The sequence below is a fragment of the Rhodococcus sp. 05-2254-5 genome, assembly GCF_002258575.1.
GTDB classification, from domain to species: Bacteria; Actinomycetota; Actinomycetes; order Mycobacteriales; family Mycobacteriaceae; genus Rhodococcoides; species Rhodococcoides fascians.
Window position 1 is genome coordinate 577,876 of record NZ_NOZG01000029.1, and the last position, 17,723, is coordinate 595,598.

At 66.7% G+C, this 17,723-nt stretch carries 18 protein-coding genes and 1 pseudogene; 2 read left to right on the plus strand and 17 right to left on the minus strand.

Annotated features, from left to right (window positions below):
* Positions 1-48: 48 nt before the first annotated feature.
* The 15 genes and pseudogenes from CH278_RS22275 to dacB all read right to left on the minus strand — a co-directional run bounded on the left by CH278_RS22275 (position 49) and on the right by dacB (position 14,771).
* Entirely contained in the window at positions 49-849 is an 801-nt protein-coding gene (locus tag CH278_RS22275) for a type III pantothenate kinase (RefSeq protein WP_027494363.1), read from the minus strand.
* 4 nt (positions 850-853) lie between these two features.
* Positions 854-1,285, minus strand: a complete 432-nt coding sequence (gene panD, locus CH278_RS22280) for an aspartate 1-decarboxylase (RefSeq protein ID WP_032369423.1) — start codon at positions 1,283-1,285, stop codon at positions 854-856.
* Between the two features lie 4 nt (positions 1,286-1,289).
* Positions 1,290-2,198, minus strand: coding sequence for a pantoate--beta-alanine ligase (gene panC, locus CH278_RS22285; RefSeq protein WP_027494365.1), 909 nt, complete (start codon positions 2,196-2,198; stop codon positions 1,290-1,292).
* Complete coding sequence (locus tag CH278_RS22290; RefSeq protein ID WP_032364477.1) at positions 2,195-3,109, minus strand: Rossmann-like and DUF2520 domain-containing protein; 915 nt, start codon at positions 3,107-3,109, stop codon at positions 2,195-2,197. The genes panC and CH278_RS22290 overlap by 4 nt, the downstream gene beginning before the upstream one ends.
* A 114-nt stretch (positions 3,110-3,223) precedes the next feature.
* Positions 3,224-4,465, minus strand: coding sequence for a DUF6779 domain-containing protein (locus CH278_RS22295; RefSeq protein ID WP_176458657.1), 1,242 nt, complete (start codon positions 4,463-4,465; stop codon positions 3,224-3,226).
* Between the two features lie 90 nt (positions 4,466-4,555).
* Positions 4,556-5,026: a DUF3180 domain-containing protein gene (locus CH278_RS22300; protein WP_032369421.1), complete on the minus strand. Its 471-nt coding sequence runs from the start codon at positions 5,024-5,026 to the stop codon at positions 4,556-4,558.
* The gene (gene folK / locus CH278_RS22305; protein ID WP_094622831.1) at positions 5,023-5,532 is read right to left on the minus strand and encodes a 2-amino-4-hydroxy-6-hydroxymethyldihydropteridine diphosphokinase; all 510 of its coding nucleotides are present in this window, start codon (positions 5,530-5,532) and stop codon (positions 5,023-5,025) included. The genes CH278_RS22300 and folK overlap by 4 nt, the downstream gene beginning before the upstream one ends.
* Entirely contained in the window at positions 5,529-5,930 is a 402-nt protein-coding gene (gene folB, locus CH278_RS22310) for a dihydroneopterin aldolase (protein WP_045841635.1), read from the minus strand. The genes folK and folB overlap by 4 nt, the downstream gene beginning before the upstream one ends.
* A complete protein-coding gene (gene folP / locus CH278_RS22315) occupies positions 5,927-6,775 on the minus strand; it encodes a dihydropteroate synthase (protein ID WP_032406572.1) in 849 nt (282 codons plus the stop codon). The genes folB and folP overlap by 4 nt, the downstream gene beginning before the upstream one ends.
* A gap of 19 nt (positions 6,776-6,794) precedes the next feature.
* Entirely contained in the window at positions 6,795-7,421 is a 627-nt protein-coding gene (gene folE / locus CH278_RS22320) for a GTP cyclohydrolase I FolE (protein WP_082519163.1), read from the minus strand.
* A gap of 648 nt (positions 7,422-8,069) precedes the next feature.
* Positions 8,070-10,487: pseudogene (gene ftsH / locus CH278_RS22325) on the minus strand (ATP-dependent zinc metalloprotease FtsH); the annotation flags it as partial.
* Between the two features lie 307 nt (positions 10,488-10,794).
* Complete coding sequence (gene hpt, locus CH278_RS22330; protein WP_027494374.1) at positions 10,795-11,346, minus strand: hypoxanthine phosphoribosyltransferase; 552 nt, start codon at positions 11,344-11,346, stop codon at positions 10,795-10,797.
* Between the two features lie 11 nt (positions 11,347-11,357).
* A complete protein-coding gene (gene tilS, locus CH278_RS22335; protein WP_179274494.1) occupies positions 11,358-12,311 on the minus strand; it encodes a tRNA lysidine(34) synthetase TilS in 954 nt (317 codons plus the stop codon).
* A gap of 16 nt (positions 12,312-12,327) precedes the next feature.
* Complete coding sequence (locus CH278_RS22340) at positions 12,328-13,404, minus strand: zinc-dependent metalloprotease (protein ID WP_094622834.1); 1,077 nt, start codon at positions 13,402-13,404, stop codon at positions 12,328-12,330.
* Entirely contained in the window at positions 13,401-14,771 is a 1,371-nt protein-coding gene (gene dacB, locus CH278_RS22345) for a D-alanyl-D-alanine carboxypeptidase/D-alanyl-D-alanine endopeptidase (RefSeq protein WP_051365287.1), read from the minus strand. The genes CH278_RS22340 and dacB overlap by 4 nt, the downstream gene beginning before the upstream one ends.
* A gap of 178 nt (positions 14,772-14,949) precedes the next feature.
* Between dacB and CH278_RS22350 the strand changes: the two genes are divergently transcribed.
* On the plus strand, positions 14,950-15,441 hold the full coding sequence (locus CH278_RS22350) for an inorganic diphosphatase (RefSeq protein ID WP_027494378.1): 492 nt from the start codon (positions 14,950-14,952) through the stop codon (positions 15,439-15,441).
* Positions 15,442-15,505: 64 nt separating this feature from the next.
* The gene (locus CH278_RS22355; protein WP_027494379.1) at positions 15,506-15,964 is read left to right on the plus strand and encodes a PAS domain-containing protein; all 459 of its coding nucleotides are present in this window, start codon (positions 15,506-15,508) and stop codon (positions 15,962-15,964) included.
* An 86-nt stretch (positions 15,965-16,050) separates the two neighbouring features.
* Here CH278_RS22355 and CH278_RS22360 read toward each other — a convergent pair whose 3' ends face one another.
* Entirely contained in the window at positions 16,051-17,127 is a 1,077-nt protein-coding gene (locus CH278_RS22360) for a GGDEF domain-containing protein (protein WP_032369418.1), read from the minus strand.
* A 130-nt stretch (positions 17,128-17,257) separates the two neighbouring features.
* Positions 17,258-17,722, minus strand: coding sequence for a MarR family winged helix-turn-helix transcriptional regulator (locus CH278_RS22365; protein WP_032369382.1), 465 nt, complete (start codon positions 17,720-17,722; stop codon positions 17,258-17,260).
* Position 17,723: the final 1 nt, after the last annotated feature.

A 17,723-nucleotide genomic window follows, 5' to 3' on the forward strand; every position in this document is an offset into this window, starting at 1 on the left:
TCAGCGTGGCCGCCGCTGAAACATTCAGCGTGGCCGCCGCTGAAACATTCAGCGTGGCCGCCGCTTTGCCATGTTGCGTTCGTAGACCAGTCGAAGTCCTTCGAGCGTCAGGTCGGGTTCATGATGCTCGATAGTCGTCGACTCGGGCAGGATCAGCGCAGCGATGTCTCCGGTACCGATGACCGCGACGTCGGCGCCTTTGACCTCCGGCACCTCACGTCTGATGCGTCCGACGAGCCCGTCCACCAGGCCGGCGAAACCGAAGATGGTGCCCGCCTGGATGCACTCGACGGTGTTCTTTCCCAGCACCGATCGCGGCCGCACCATCTCGACCTCACGCAGCGTTGCGGTGCGAGTCGACATGGCCGAGGCCGAAATTTCGAGACCGGGCGCGATCGCCCCGCCGAGGAACTCGCCCTTGGCCGAGACGACGTCGACACACGTGGTGGTCCCGAAATCCACCACGATGCACGCCGAGTCGTACAGATCATGTGCAGCAAGGGTATTGACGATGCGATCGGCCCCGACCTCTTTGGGATTGTCGACCAGCAGCGGAACCCCGGTCCGCACACCGGGTTCGACCACCACGTGCACCACGTGATCCCAGTAGCGCACGAGCATCGTCCGCATCTCGCGCAGCACGGACGGCACCGTGGACAGAGCCGTCACCCCGGTGATCTGCTCGGCCTGTTCGCCCAACAACCCCCGCAACATGAACGCCAGCTCGTCGGCCGTCACATGGGGGTCGGTGCGAATACGCCAATCGCGCAGCAGTTTCGAGTGATCCCCGGTGCCGGTGAAGAGTCCGACCACCGTGCTGGTGTTGCGTACATCGATTGCGAGAAGCATCGAGTCAGACCAGCACGGAGTCGGCCCGCAGATCGCGCGGCGTGATCAGACCCGAACCGACGGGCGCATGAGCCGGGTCGCTGCCGAGCTCGACCGGCCGGTTCTTGTCGTCGACGAACACCACCCGGGGTGCGTAGTCGGCAACCTCCTGCTCGTTCATGACCCCGTAGGCGATCAGGATGACCAGATCACCCGGGTTCACCAAATGCGCTGCAGCCCCATTGATTCCGATGACGCCACTTCCCCGCTCGCCGGTGATCACGTAGGTCTCCAGCCGCGCACCGTTGTCGATGTCGACGATGGTGACCTGCTCGCCTTCGAGCAGATCGGCCGCCTCCATCAGTTCCTGATCGACGGTCACCGAGCCCACATAGTGCAGGTCCGCGTGCGTGACGGTGGCGCGATGGATCTTGGACTTCATCATGGTACGAAACATCGTGTCACTCTCCACTTTTCGGATCGTCCGGGTACTCCAAGAAACCGGTGCCGACTGCGACACCGACGTTGTCGATCAATCTCGTGGTGCCCACCTTGGCCGCCACGAGCAGTCTTCCGTCCCCACGTTCGGGAGCGGGTCCGAGATGCGGGTCGCGCACTTCGAGGTAGTCGACCTGCACCAACGGCACCTGGTCGAGTACGGCACGCGCGGTGGCGATGATCGCCTCCGGACCACCGGCAGCGGCATGCGCCCCGGCCACGAGTGCAGCCGACAACGCCATCGCAGCGTCACGCTGTTCGGCATCGAGATACCTGTTGCGCGAGGACAGCGCCAGACCGTCCTGCTCGCGAACCGTCGGGACTCCGATGACAGCGACGTCGAAGTTCAGGTCTCGCACCATCTGCCGGATCAGCGTCAGCTGCTGGTAGTCCTTCTCCCCGAAGTACGCCCGATGCGGAGCGGCTATCTGCAGCAGCTTGGCCACGACGGTGAGCATTCCCGCGAAATGCGTTGGCCTGCTGGCACCTTCGAGTTCACTACCGAGCGGACCGGGATGGACCGTGGTGCGCGGCCCGGACGGGTACATGTCGGACGCGGACGGCGCGAATACCAATTCCACGCCCTCACCGCGGAGCAGTTCGACATCGGCGTCGAGGGTCCGCGGATAGGCGTCGAGGTCCTCCCCCACGCCGAACTGCAGAGGATTGACGAAGATCGACACGATCACGACCGCGCCGGTGAGCTTCGCCTGGCGCACCAACTGCAGGTGGCCGGCATGCAATGCGCCCATGGTCGGCACCAGAGCGACCTGCTTGCCGACGCCACGTAGGGCCTTGGACACCGACGTGATCACCGCGGGATCGTGATGAACCGTCAACTGCCCCTTCGTGTAGCTGCCCGCGAGGGTCATCGCTTTCCTTCCAGAATCTCGATCAGATCGGCTGCGGCACCGATACGTTGGGCGGACCGCAGCGACAGCGCACGGTACCCGGCGGCGATCCGTGGATCGACGGCCTCGAGCACTTCGAGGTGTTTGCCCACAGCCGCGGTATCGCCTCGGGCCACCGGGCCGGTCAGTGCGGATTGTCCGTTGCGCAGCGCATTGTCCAGTGCAGCTTCGAGCAGAGGAGCCAGAACGCGCTCGGGCACACCACGTTCGGCATCGGATCCAGGAAAACCCGGACCGGCCAACGCAACTCGCAGTGCCTCGACCGCGTCGACCACCAACGTCACGAGGTGATTGCTGCCGTGAGCCAGCGCCGCGTGGTAGAGCGCCCGGTTGCTCTCGGGCACGTGCACCGGCTCGCCGCCGATCTCGAGGACGAGGGCTTGGGCTACCGCATAACCGATCTCGTCGCCCGCGGTGATGCCGAAGCACGCGGCCGTCATCCGGTCGGTGTCCTCGGGTCCGCCGCTGAATGTCATGGCCGGATGTATTGCCAACGGAACCGCGCCAAGGGCAGCCAACGGCTCCAGTACCGCGACGCCGTTCGCGCCGGAGGTGTGCGCCACCAACTTGCCCGGCGCGACCGCCCCGGTCGCGGCGAGACCGGCGACGATCGAGGCCAGTTCGTAATCCGGTACCGCCAGAATCAGCAGTTCGGCGCGACGGGCAACCTCGTCGACAGGCAGAATCTGCGACTCGGGCAATCGATCACGTACTCGCGCGATGGATGCGTCCGATACCGCGGCGGCACCGACGACAACGTGTCCGACGCGTTCGAGCGCCTCACCGAATGCCGTACCGACCCGACCGGCGGAGACGACACCCACGGTCAAGCGAGCCGGAGACAGACCACCAGTGAACCCTGATGAGGTCACCGAAATTTTCCTCTCGTTCGTTCCAGTCCCGCTCGGCGGGTACCAGACGTCCTGCAGGGAACAATAGCGACAGCGGCACCGAACGTGCCATGGGAAACCGGTGTGATCTGGTTCTCAGTCTGCGCGGCGGCGACGGCGACGCGTGCCGGCGTCGGTGGTCGTCGTGTCGGCCGAATCGCCGCCTGCCAGCCCGGCCATGATCTCGGCGACGGAACGGCCGTTGGAGTGCGCGCCGGACGCCTCCTCGGGGGATTCGGCGCGCCTGCGTCCGCGTCGCGGTGCATCCGCCGTCTCCTCGGCAGGCGTGTCGTCGACGCGGTCGGCTGCGAAGAACGCATCGGCCGAATCGCGCAGCGATCGGCGCGACTCCGGGTACGTGGCCGCTTCTTCGGCCGATTCGGACTCGGGGGCCTGTTGAGCCTGGGCCTCCTCGACAGGTTCGGCGTCCTCGACCGCTGCTGATTCGGCCGGTTCGGATTCGGCCGCGGGTCGACGCGTCTGCTCGAAGTTGTATGCGGTGAACGGCGAGGTGGGCGGGCTCACCCGCCCGGCCGGCCTCGGTGCCCCGTAGGGGCGGGACTGCGCGGCCGGCGGCTCGGTGCGGTCGTTCTGCCCGGCGTCGGTGACGTCGTCGGAACCCTCCGGTGCAGAACCCTGCTCGGCAGACGCGTCCTGTGCGTACCGGGAATCGGCTTCAGGTGCCGCGGTCGCGCGGGGCATTTCGTCGGGATCCTCGGGGTAGACCACCGACGTCTCGGCGGTGACCGGCTCGTCGTAGGGCGTACCCACGCCGTTGAAGCCGGGGCCTGCGGGTCCGTTGCCGTTGCCGCCACCCCGTACGTACAACCCGGACGGTGCGGGCTGATAACTGTCGTATCCGCGGCCACCGAGTTCCTGCATCCGCATCGCCTCGGCGCGCAGTGCGACCCGTTCGGTCGGCAGGTTGCCCTCGAACAGCACCTGCAGGTTCTGGCGCAGCGCGGCCAGTTCGTTACGCAGCGCAGCGACCTCGTCCGATTCCAACCGCGTCTCGTTGCGCACCCGGGCTTCGACGCTCATCTCGTACTCGCGTCGGGCCGAGATCTCGCGGGCGAGCTGCAGTTCGTAGACGGTCTGTAAGTCCTTGGCCTTGGTCTGATCCGCGGCCGCTTCCCTGCGGTACTTCGTCATCGCGAACGCACCGATCACCGCGGCCCACAGCGCCGAGAGCACCCCGACGCGCATCCACTGAACGCTTTCGCTGAACAACAACAGCACACTGGCGACGATGCCGAACACGACGAGCGCCGCGAGGAACAGCTGGCTCGCACTACGCCGCTTTCGGCGTCCCTTCTTGGCGCGAGTCTGATCTGTCATGTTCTCAAGGGTAACCGGCCTGTCGGTCGCATCTGGTCATCCCCGACCGATCACGTACACAACGAAGGTAACGATCGAGGGACGGATACGTTATCGGGAGCGCTCGTCGTCCCGATCTTCCGGGGTGCGGCAGCACTGCTCGAGCCACACCGCGGCGGCGACGACGGCCAGGCCCGCGACGAGGGCCACGATCGCTCCGGCTCGGTCCGCGGACGCCGCTCGCACCGTTGCCGCACGTGGCAATACGTACACCAGGAAGCCGACGCACACCCCCACCAAAGCGGTTCCCACCAGCAGCGACGCCTTCGCCAACACCAGCGCCCGGAAGACCGTCAACGGATGCAGGTCGTGCAGACCGGTACCCACTCGATGCTCGGCGATGCGATTGCGGACGATCACCGCGGTCACCACTTCCACCACCGCGACCAGATACAGCGACGCCCCGGCGTACACCGGGATCGGCGGAAACGAACCGTAGAAAACCCGCACCAGCAGCCACGTGCCCACTGCGGCGATCAGAAACAAACCCAAGACATCCCAGATCTTGGTGGGATTGGTCACCACAGTCGATCACCGTCGCCGTCGAGACGGACGACTCCCGCTCGCTCGTCCGTACTCAGACGCTCGAGCAGCTCGGATATCGGCACGTCCGCCCCGTCGACCCGAAGCGTGGCGTCGGGCTCGACGTCCAGCCACGGCATCAGCACGAACGCGCGCTCGTGTGCACGGGGATGGGGAAGAATCAGGCGCGGGTCGTCACTGATGACGTCGTCGCACACGATCACGTCGACGTCGAGGCTGCGGGGTCCCCAACGCTGCACTCGAACGCGGTCCGCTGCCTCCTCGAGTTGCTGCGACAGACGCAACCAGTCCCACGGGCCGTAGGCATCGTCCTCGGCCACCACGATCGCGTTGAGGAAGTCCTGTTGCTCGACGCCACCCCACGGAGCAGATCGATGCACGGCCGAGCACGCCACCACGCGCGAACCCAATTCCGTTGTGACAGAACGCAAGTGGCTCATCGAGTCGCCGATGTTGCTGCCGATCGACAGCACTGCACGGCTCACTTTCGCTCCCGATAGGCCACCACGGCAACGTCGCCGAACGTCAGGGGAATGGGAGCCGACGGCTTGTGCAGCACCACCTCCACCGCGTCGACTCGGGAGTCGTAACCGAGCACCACCTCGGCGATCTCGGCGGAGACCGTCTCGATCAGATCCCGGGACGGGCCCGCTACGACCGCCGCGGCATGTTCGGCCAGCTCGCCGTAGTGCAACGTCCGAGTCAGATCGTCGGTCTCGGCCGCGGGCGAGAGATCCATCCAGACGGTGATGTCGACGACGAAGTCCTGGCCGTCTCGCTTCTCGAAGTCGAAGACCCCGTGATTGCCGCGGACGGTCAGCCCGCGCAATTCGATGCGGTCACCGCGACGAGTCCCTGCAGCGGCACTGTTGATCTCGCTCATGCGCGACCACCCTGCCATGCCCGCACGACGGCCACCGCGTCGAGTGACGACCGGACGTCGTGCACCCGCACTCCCCACGCGCCGCCGGCGACGGCGAGGGCCGAGACGACGGCCGTCGCGATCTCCCGGCCGTCCGGTGGACGCGGTGAACCGTCGGGTTCGGCGAGGAGCGAGCCCAGAAAACGTTTGCGGGACGCACCCACCAGAACCGGGAAACCGGATTCCACCAGGGTGGGCAGTCCGCGCAGCAGCTGCCAGTTGTGCTCTGCGTTCTTGGCGAATCCGAGGCCCGGGTCCAGCACGATCCGCGACGCGTCGACCCCGGCGCTCACTGCGTGGTCGACCTGCTCGAGCAGTTCGCGGCGGACGTCGGCGACCACGTCGTCGTAGTGATCGGCCGGACCGGTGTGCCGGAACGCCGAGTCGGCGGCCCGCCAGTGCATCAGGATCCACGGCAGCCCGCCTTGCGCGACCACGCCGGCCATCGCGGGGTCGGCTCGACCGCCCGAGACGTCGTTGACGATCGACACCCCGGCCTCGATCGCCGCAGCGGCGACGTGTGCGCGCATCGTGTCGACGCTGGTGCTCACGCCTTCGGCGGCCAACGCCGAGATGACCGGTACGACGCGCTGCACCTCGACCGACGGGTCGACGCGGTCCGCCCCGGGGCGCGTGGATTCCCCGCCGACGTCGACGATGTCGACTCCCAGCCGATGCATCGCCAGACCGTGTTCGACGGCCGCGTCGACGTCGAGGTAGCGACCGCCGTCGGAGAACGAATCGGCCGTCACGTTGAGAACGCCCATGACGATGGGCGCAGCGGGAACGGAGCGCGCGACATTCATCGTGATCGGACCGCAACCGTCATTTCCGGAGGATCAGGTCCAAGGCTTCCGAACGCGATGCCGCGCTGGACTGCAGCAGACCCCGGACCGCCGAGGTGGTGGTGCTGGCACCGGGCTTGCGGATACCGCGCATCGCCATGCAGAGATGCTCGGCCTCGATCACGACGATCGCACCGCGCGGGTCGAGCTTCCGCATCAACGCGTCGGCGATCTGGCTGGTCAACCGCTCCTGCACCTGGGGACGCTTGGCGTACATGTCCACCACGCGGGCCAGCTTCGACAGACCGGTCACCTTGCCGCTCTTGCCGGGGATGTATCCCACGTGGGCGACGCCGTGGAACGAGACCAGGTGGTGCTCGCACGTGGAGTACATGGGGATGTCGCGAACCAGAACCAGTTCTTGATGGCCTTCGTCGAAGGTCGTGTTCAGCGCGGTGTCCGGATCGGTGTAGAGGCCGGCGAAGATCTCGCGGTAGGACCGGGCGACACGAGCCGGGGTATCGAGCAGGCCCGGGCGGTCGGGATCCTCACCGACGGCGATGAGCAACTCGCGTACCGCGGCCTCCGCGCGGGGCTGGTCGAACACCGCGCCCGTGGCATAGGCCACCGTCTCCGCGATTCCCTGCTGCGGGGCGGCGGATTGCACGGCTGCTGGGACTTCTGCCGAGTCGCCTGTCGACTCGTCGGTCCTGTTGACTGACACGAGAACGTACCTCCGGTTGGGCTCCGCGAATGTGGCAGCTGGGCGGGCGTGCTGCTCGGTGTGAACGGCTCGCCGACGAACAACAGCACGGGTTCGAAACGACGCACTGGGTCGACCGTCACGGTCGACCCAGTCAGCCTAATGATCGGACTAGCGGTGTGAGCCGCCCGGTCCTTCCCACCGTTGGGTGCGTGGGCCGGCGTCGCCGTCGTCGTTTCCGTGACCGTCGCTGTGCTCACCCTGCTGAGACTCCTCCGACGAACCATGAGCGGGTCGATCGTCTCCGGGCAGCGGGTAGTTGTGCGAGCTTTCCGGAACCTCCCACGTGGGAGTCGACTCCGGCGCGCCCTCGGAATTCTCGCCGTAGGGAGGCTCGTGCCGGGACGTGCGACCGTGCTCCCCGGCGTCCGGCCGGAACGGATCCGGCTGGTACTGCGGCGGCTGATACGACTGCTGCGGCTGCTGCGGGTCGTACGACTGCTGCGGCTGGGGCGGCTGGTAGGACTGCGGCTGCTGATACGTCGGATGCTGACGGTAGCCCTGATCCGAGTCCTGTTCACGCGGAGGCTGGTACTGAGCCGGCGGCGTGGACGGGCCTTGGTAGCGCGGCACCTGTGGCTGATCGCGCGGCGGCCAGCCGGGTGCCGACCAGCCGGCGGGAGCGCCGTAATCGGGGCCCGAACCATTGGGACCCGATCGGGGCTCGGGCCGGCGATAGCCCTCGGAGTATCCGCCGCCCGTGGTCGGCCCGCCGTAGCTTCCGTTGGCAGGACCGCCGTTGGTAGCGCCGTTGTAGCCGCCGCCATTGTTGCTACCGCCGTTGTAGCCGCCGCCGTTGTTGCTACCGCCGTTGTAGTCGCCGGGGGCAGGCGCGCTTCGTCGACCGGCACCCGTGTTCGGTCCGAGCTCGCCGGTGCCGGGTGCGCCGTTGCTGGGTGCGCCGTTGGTGGGTGCGCCGTTGTAACCGTTGTTGCCGTTCTGCTGCCCACCCTTGGTCAACTGCGGCGACCCGGCGTAGCTGGGCTGCGGAAACTGTTGCGGTGGAAGCTGTTTCGGTGCAGGTGGCACCGGAGGCCACGGCTCGCCGCGCTCGGCTGCGAGCTCGCGAGGAGTCTTGACCGGCGGCTTGTCCGACGGCTTACGGTCACCGAAGTCGTTGAACAGCGTGATGCGCGGGCGCTTGGTGACGCTGTGGAAGATCTTCTCGAGGTCCTTGCGGGTCAGCGTCTCACGTTCGAGCAGCTCGGAGGCAAGGGTGTCGAGCAGGTCGCGGTACTCGTTGAGGATGGCCCAGGCCTCGGTGTGCGCGGCTTCGATGAGCTTGCGCACCTCCTCGTCGATTTCGCGTGCGACCTCGTGCGAGAAGTCGGACTGCTGTCCCATCGAACGACCGAGGAACGGGTCGCCCTGTTCCTGTCCGTAGCGAACGGCACCGAGCTTGCTGCTCATGCCGTACTCGGTGACCATCGCGCGGGCGATCTTGGTGGCCTGGTCGATGTCCGAGGACGCTCCGGTGGTCGGCTCGTGGAACACGAGCTCTTCCGCGGCGCGTCCACCCATGGCCATCACCAGGCGTGCGATCATCTCCGACCGCGTCATCAGGCCCTTGTCGTCCTCGGGGACCGTCATCGCGTGGCCGCCGGTGCGACCGCGCGCGAGGATGGTCACCTTGTACACGGGCTCGATGTCGGGCATCGCCCATGCCGCGAGCGTGTGGCCACCCTCGTGGTACGCGGTGATCTTGCGCTCGTGCTCGCTGATGATGCGGCTCTTGCGGCGCGGACCACCGACGACGCGGTCGACGGATTCTTCGAGCGACGCCTCGGTGATGACGGTGCCGTTCTCACGAGCGGTGAGCAGTGCGGCTTCGTTGATGACGTTGGCCAGGTCTGCACCCGACATTCCGACGGTTCGCTTGGCCAGACCTTCGAGGTCGGCATCCTGCGCGACGGGCTTGCCGGCCGAGTGCACCTTCAGGATAGCTCGACGGCCGGCCAGGTCGGGGGCACCGACGGGGATCTGACGGTCGAAGCGGCCCGGACGCAGCAGGGCCGGGTCGAGGATGTCGGGCCGGTTGGTGGCGGCGATGAGGATGACGCCGGTGCGCTCACCGAAGCCGTCCATTTCGACGAGCAGCTGGTTGAGCGTCTGCTCGCGCTCGTCATGTCCGCCGCCCATGCCTGCGCCGCGCTGGCGGCCGACGGCGTCGATCTCATCGACGAAGATGATGCAGGGGCTGTTCTGCTTGGCCTGCTCGAACAGGTCGCGCACGCGGGATGCACCGACGCCGACGAACATCTCGACGAAGTCGGAGCCGGAGATGGTGAAGAACGGGACGCCCGCCTCGCCTGCGACGGCGCGCGCCAGCAGCGTCTTGCCGGTTCCGGGAGGGCCGTACAGCAGGACGCCGCGCGGAATCTTGGCACCGAGGGCCTGGTAGCGCGCCGGGTTCTGCAGGAAGTCCTTGATTTCGTAGAGCTCTTCGACGGCCTCGTCCGCGCCCGCAACATCGGCGAACGTGGTCTTCGGCATGTCCTTGGTCAGCTGCTTGGCCTTGGATTTGCCGAAGCCCATGACACCGCCGCGGCCGCCACCCTGCATACGGCTCATCACGAAGATGATCACGCCGAGGATCAACACCATCGGGAGGATGAGCAGCAGGAACGAGCTGAACCAGCTCTCCTGGGTGACGGTGGTGTTGTAGCTGTTCAAGCCCTGCGAGTCGACCTTGTCGAAGATCTGCTCGGACGCCGAGTCCGGATACTTCGCAATGATCTGCTTCTCGTTCTCCGTGGCGTCGGAGGCCTCTTTGAGGGTCAGCCGAATCTGCTGCTCACGGTCGTCGATCTGCGCGGACTCGACATTGCGGTCGTCGAGCTGGGCGATCGCCACCGAGGTATCGACCGACGTCCAGTTCCGCGTGTCGTTACCGAAGTAGCTGAAGGCATAGATCACCAACAGAATGCCGAAAACGATGGCGAGATTTCGTATTACTGTCTTCCGATTCATACAGCTTCAGCCGACTCGGCCGTGTCCTTTCAGTCCGCTCCCGCGCGCTGGCTGCTCCCTGCCCGCCGGATACTCCAGGCTACCGCGAGACTCGGACATCGGACTCGCTCTTACCTGGCGCTCTGCGTCCACGCGCCTGTCGGCGTCGACGCTTCTTCCCCTCCAACGACTGCACTCCCCCGGCAGTTCCCCGTGTATCGCCGCACACTATCCGGATCGATGGACCATTGCATACGTCTCGGCGCGGCAATGGTCCATTGACGGACGGTCCAGCGCAGCGACACGGGCGGAACCGAAAGAACTCGGATCAGCTGTACACCTTCGGGTCCAGCAGACCGATGTACGGCAGATCGCGGTATCGCTCGTTGTAATCGAGGCCGTAGCCGACGACGAACTCGTTGGGGATGTCGAAGCCCACGTTCGCGACCTCGACGTCGACCTTGATCGCGTCGGGCTTACGCAGCAACGTCACCACCGACAGCGAGGCCGGCGACCGGGTCGCCAGGTTGCGCTTGAGCCAGCTCAGCGTCAGACCGGAGTCGATGATGTCCTCGACGATCAGCACGTGGCGTCCGGTGATGTCGCGGTCGAGGTCCTTGAGAATCCGGACGACGCCGGAGGACGACGTCGACGAGCCGTAGGAGCTCACCGCCATGAACTCGAGCTGCGCCGGGATGGGCAGGGCCCGCGCGAAGTCGGTCATGAACATGATCGCGCCCTTGAGAACGCCGACCAGCAGCAAGTCGCCTTCGGGAGCACCCTCGGGATACCGCTTGGCAATTTCCTCTGCGAGTTCCGCGGTCCGTGTTTTGATCTGTTCCTCGGAAATGAGAACCGATTCGATGTCGCCCTCGTACACGGGGTTTCCCTTCATTCGTTCTCCAGGCCGACGCTCAGCCTGCCATGCCGACGCGAGCACACCAACCTCGCCTCCGGTGTTCCCCCAGGCAGCGCAACTCCGCCCTGCCCGGTCCAGCGCACGACGAGCGCATCGACAGCGCGGATCTGACGGTCCGACAACGACGTCACACCCCGGCCGAGGAGCCAGCGCCGCACCACTCGGCGGCGGATCGCAGGGTCGGACGATTCGATCGCCGAGACGTCCAACTCGCGGGTGTTCGTATCGACGACGGCCGCGGCGATGGCGTCGAGCGCACGGCCGTCGTCCTGCAGCTGCTCGGCCGTGCGGGCCAGAGCCGGAGCGACGCCCCCACCGAGCACGTCCTCGAGCAACGGCAGCACCTCGTGGCGTAGCCGCACCCGGGTGAAGTCCGGATCGAAATTGTGCGGATCCTCGAACGGTTCGAGTCCCAGCTCCGCGCACGCGGCCCGCGTCACAGCGCGTCGCACCCCGAGGAGCGGCCGACCCCACGGGTCGTCGAACGCTGCCATTCCGGCGATGGACCGCGGCCCCGAGCCGCGACCGAGGCCCAGCAGCACCGTCTCCGCCTGGTCGTCGAGAGTGTGCGCCACCAGTACCGAGGCAGCGCCGCGCGCGCCGTCCAACGCGTCGTATCGGGCTCGGCGCGCGGCGGCTTCCACCCCACCCGTACCCGCCACGGTCACCGTCAGCACCCGTGCATCGGCGACGCCCAGCAACCGGGCACGCTCGGCGGCGACGGCAGCCACCTCGGCCGATCCCGCCTGAAGTCCATGATCGACGATCAGCGCCGCCACGTTCGAAGCCTCGGCTGCCGTCGCCGCAGTGAGCGCCAGTGAATCCGCACCACCGGACAACCCCACCGCTACCGGGCCGGGATGCGCCGCCAACCAACCCCGCACCGCTCGCCGAACCTCCAGCAACGCCGGAGACTCGGGCAGCATGGGTCGTTCCGCAGGCTCAGCCAAGGACTCGCGCGACCCACGCATCCGGGTCCTCGATCTCCGACAGCAACGGCAGAGTGTCCGGCCCGGTCCACACCGTGTTGAAGCGTTCCATTCCCACCGAGCCGACGACGTGATCCACGAATGCCTTGCCGCGTACGTATTGCGCCATCTTCGCGTCCATCCCGAGCAGCGTGCGCACGACGCGTTGCACGGGGTTGACCTTGCGTTGGCGTCGCCGATCGAACGCGCGGCGGATCTGCACCACCGACGGCACGACGGCCGGTCCGACGGCGTCCATGACGTGGTCGGCGTGACCTTCGAGCAGTGTTCCGAGAACGAGAAGCCGGTCGATCGCCTGCCGCTGCGGCTCGGGCTGGGTCGCGCGGAGCAGACCGATGATGCCGGCGTCCTCGGCGGATCCGCCGGGGTTCTTCCTGGCCTTCAGAGCGCCGCTCAGCCGAGTGAGGACATCGGACATCGGCTCGTCGGTGCCGTCGGAGAGCAATCCGACGTTGTCCCGCATGTACTGCCCGAGCCACGGCGCGGAGGAGAACTGCACTCGGTGGGTCACCTCGTGCAGGCATACCCAGAGCCGAAAATCACTGGGTGAGACGCGAAGTGCACGTTCGACGGCGATCACATTGGGTGCGACCAGCAGCAGGGTGCCGCTCTCACCGGTGAACGGATCGTACTGTCCCAGAATGGCACTGGACAGGAACGCGAGCATGGCACCGGCCTGCAACCCGGCGGGCTTGCCACCGAGCAGTCCGGTCGGGGGTGCCTCGTTCTCGTCCCCGGTGAGGTGCTTCATCGACGCGGCCGCCGCTGCGATCCATCCTGCTCGATCGACCACCTGGGCGTCGGGCACCGGCAGACCGTCGGCCAGACCGGTCGTCTCCCGCACCGGACCCTCGGCCCGAACCGATGCTGCGGCAAGCTCTTCCACGGCTGCGGCGGCGGTGTATCGCGAGGTGGCCGGCCCCGGGCGGGCCAATCTCGCTCCGGCCTTCGCGGCCACCGCCCAGTCGACTGCGCCGGCGAACCCGGACGTGGCGTCGTTGTCGTCGGCGGTTGCTGTTTCGGTGCTCATCGGCAACCACACATTCTCAGGGTCGATGCGACGGCATCGAGGGCGGGTCGACTGACATCGGGTGGCCGGTCGTTGGACATCAGGGCGAACGTCAGGATCCGACCGTCTACGTCGACGACGTACCCCGCCAGAGCGCTTGCAGCGGAGAGGGTTCCGGTCTTCGCGCGAACCCAGCCGGCACCGGTGCGATCACCCGAGGCGTACCGATCGGACAGCGTTCCGGTGGCACCGGCGACCGGTAGGTAGTCGAGCATGGGCCGCAGTGCCGGTTGACCGCTCCCGGCTGCCGACGTCAGCACCTGATCGAGCAGGCGCGCGGGAATCCTGCCGTCGACCGACAGTCCGCTCGCGTCCTGCAACGACAGACCGGCCATGTCGAAGCCGGCCGAGAACAGGGTCTGGCCGATGGACGCCACCGCCCCGGAAAAGCTTGCCGCCGTGTTCATCTCGAGCGAGAGTTCTCGGCCCACCGCTTCGGCGAGTACGTTGTCGGACCGATAGATCATCTGCTGCAGCCGATCTCGCAACGGGGCCGACTGCACCGATGCGATCTGATCGGCACCCTCCGCCGCCTTGCCCGTCGTCACCGCAGCGGGGTCGACGCCGAGTCCCGCGGCGAGGGCGCGGCCGGCATCGAGGGCAGGCGTGGTGCTACGCGGCGATTCGTCGACGAGGGGGTTCGAGCGGCCGCCGTCGAGCATGATCGGTTCGATCGGGGTGATCGATCCGGCGGCGATGTCGGCCGGGAACCAGCCCTGGGCCATCGTGTCGCCGGAGTAGATGGACGTGTCGACGCTGATGCTGCGCACTGCGGTTCCGCTGCGACGGATCTGCTCCACCAGGTCGTCGATACGCGCCGCTCCCGGATAGAACCCGGTCGTACCCACCGGCAGGGCGGTGAGCGTGGGGTCGCCGCCGGCGATCAGCACGATGTTGCCCTCACCGCTGCCCTGGACCACCCGGGTCGCGACGCGGTGGTCGGACGGAAGCGCGAGCATCGCGGCCGCTGCCGTGAGCACCTTGGTCGTCGATGCGGGAGTCATGGGCGTGTCGGGATTCTGCGACCACAGGATCTGGCCGGTCTGCGCGTCGGCCACGGTTCCGGTGAAGGTGCCGAGCGCGGCGTCGTCCACCACGGGTGCCAACGCGCCCGCGAGACCGGCTGCGCTCGGCACCGGGGCGGAGTCGGGGAACGCGGTGATCGACGGGTTCGGCAGCACCGTCTCGGGTGGGGGTGCGATCGCGGCGTCGGCACTCTCGGAGACCCTGGGCAGCACCAGAGCGGCGGTCGTGACGGCAAGGACCACGACGAACACCGCGCACAGCGTGAGGATCAACCGCTTCTTCCTGCGTCTACGCCCCGCCATGGGACCGAGGAATCGCCGTGTCAGCCCCGCCACCGTTCCTCCGTCATTGCCGTGGTCGTACCCATGATCATCGAGTCAACAGTATCCTCGGGTCCGGTAGCCTTGCGCCGCCACCATAGAGACATTCGCAAACCACTCGAGTCCGGTCGGGCTCGAACCAAGACAGTGAGGACTGCACGTGTCGTTCGACGTCACCATCGAGATCCCCAAGGGGCAGCGCAACAAGTACGAGGTCGACCACGTCACCGGACGTGTTCGCCTCGACCGCTACCTCTACACCGCGATGGCGTATCCGGCCGACTACGGTTTCATCGAGAACACCCTGGGCGAGGACGGCGATCCGCTCGACGCGCTGGTGCTGCTGCCCGAGTCGGTGTACCCCGGTGTCATCGTCGAGGCCCGCCCGGTGGCCATGTTCAAGATGGTCGACGAAGCAGGCGGCGACGACAAGGTGCTGTGTGTGCCGGCCGGCGACACCCGCTGGGATCACATCCAGGACCTGAGCGACGTCTCGACCTTCGAGCTCGACGCGATCAAGCATTTCTTCGTCCATTACAAGGATCTCGAACCCAACAAGCACGTCACCGGTGCAGACTGGGTGGGTCGCGCAGAAGCCGAGGCCGAAATCGCTGCGTCCTTCAAGCGTTTGACGGACAATCCGGGTCACTGATCCTTTCGGCATCACAACACCTCGTTTCGGCCGTGAGCCGACGAACCACAGTTTGGGGAGACGTATGACCGACAGCACTTCCAACGGCACCGCCGGTGATCGGCGCAATCTGGAGTCGCGGCCGATATCGGACCCGACCCAGTTCCCCGATCTGCCGGTGACCGTCGTTCTCGACCGGATCCCGGTACCGATTCTGGCTGTCGATCCCACCGGTGCCATCGTGTTCGCAAACGAGGCCTTCGACGATCTGTTCGGACTCGACCGGACAGAACGAGAGGACTTCCACCTGCACGACATCTTCCCGGATCGAGCTCCGGAGGGCGTGAACGTCGCGGAGATGTTCCTGACCACCGTCGCCACCCGTGCGGACTCCCTGTGGCGGATGACCGACAAGACCGGCGACATCGTTCAGGTGCGGGCCAGCAAGTCGATTCTCAGGCGCACCGAGGACACCATCGTGCTCGTCGCGTTGGAGGATTTCACCGACCAGCTGTGGAACGACCCGAAGAGCGCTCTGCGCTGAGACTTCGAAGAGCGCTCTGCGCTGACGGTTCGAATCGTTCTCCCCAGAACGTTTCCCGGGAACGACCAACGGTGTACACCGGCATGTCAGGTGCCGGTGTACACCGTTGCTTTGTTTCCACCCGCGTGTTTCGACTCGTACATCGCTGCGTCGGCGTCGAGCAGTCCGTTGTGCATCAACTCGGCCGACTCGTAGGACGAATCGGCCGACCGCCACCGGCCGGCATCGAGTATCGCGACCCCGATGCTGACCGTCACCGGCACGTCGTCGCCTGGATCGTGCACCGCCTCGCGAATGTCGTCGGCCAGGTGTTTCGCGGAGTCGGCGTCGACCGGAACGGCAATCGTGAACTCTTCACCTCCGGTCCGCGCCACGCACGGACGTCTACCGGTGACAGCGCTCAGCCGCCGCGCTGTCCGACGAAGAACCCGGTCACCCATCGCGTGGCCGAAGGTGTCGTTGACCCGCTTGAACTGGTCCAGATCGACCACCATCAACGCCACGGATTCAGTGTCGGCCAATCTGCCCAGCATCCGCTCGAGCCGCAGTTCCAGACCGCGCCGATTGAGCAGGCCCGTCAAGGAGTCGGTGTTGGCGAGGTCGAGCTGGCGTTGGATGACGGCGCGAAAGGCGAGCACTGAGTTGACCACAAGCACCGTGACGAGAGCGCGCGCGACGATCGAGGCCGGGTCGTCCGGGCGTTCGAGGACGGCCAGAACCGCGAGCAGCAGAATGACGGCGTTGACGAACGCCGTGTGAAATTTCAGTACGTTGCGGCGGGAGAAGTATGCGATGTAGGTGCCGATCACCGAGAACAGGGCAGCCCCGTACAGAGCCAGGTCCCGGTCCGCAAAGGTCAGCAGTAGCCCCGACACCCCCACGTCCGCATAGATCACAAACCATCCGGGCATGTGCGAGGCGTCCACCGACCGTAACCACCACCACGCTCCCACCGGCAGGGTGGAGAGCAGCACGATCGTGCAAATCAGCACGGCTGTCGTGCCCACCGGACCGTCGTCCGACAGCATGATGATCGCGCCGATCACGCCGAACGACGGGACGAGCACTGCGATACCCCTGGCCACGCGACGCTCGAGCCGGATCGAGCCCGATCGGGGTCCGATCTCGGACGACGGGGAGGGTAGGTCGTGATCGGTTGGCATCGCGTCCCCTCCGTCCGTTCCGAGCAGTCCGAGCATTCGCGTACGACGGCGTCGCGCCCCGGCCGTCGAGGCAGGGCTCGAGCGTACGAAACGACTCGACCGTCGGCACCGAGTTCTCGGAGTCCGAGGCTCAGACGTTACCCGGGCGTTGAGTGGGCAGGTCCGGTCTGATGGTCTCGTAATCGGTCAAGAATCGGTCCAGCAGTCCGACCAGCGTCGCCCGATCCTCCTCGGCCCATCCTTCGATGACTCGTCCGAGGTTCTCGGTGCGGCGTTGCTGGATGGCCGCTGCAGCTTCCTCGCCGGACGGGGTGACGGCCAGAACGAATGCCCGCCCGTCACGTTCGTCGGGTACCCGAGCGACATGTCCTCGCTCGACCAGCTGCCCTACCTGCCTGCTGACCGTGGACGGGTCAGAGTTGACCATCGCGGCGAGCTCGCTGGACCGCATCGGTCCGTCGCGCAGCAGGCGGAACAGGCATACGTAGGCGGCACCGTCGACGCCGCCCGAGGACGAGATCTGCGCGATGTTGCGCTCCCGAATCCGCTGCAGCCGAACCAGCTGTGTACCCAGCTCTTCGGCGTACTCGACCACG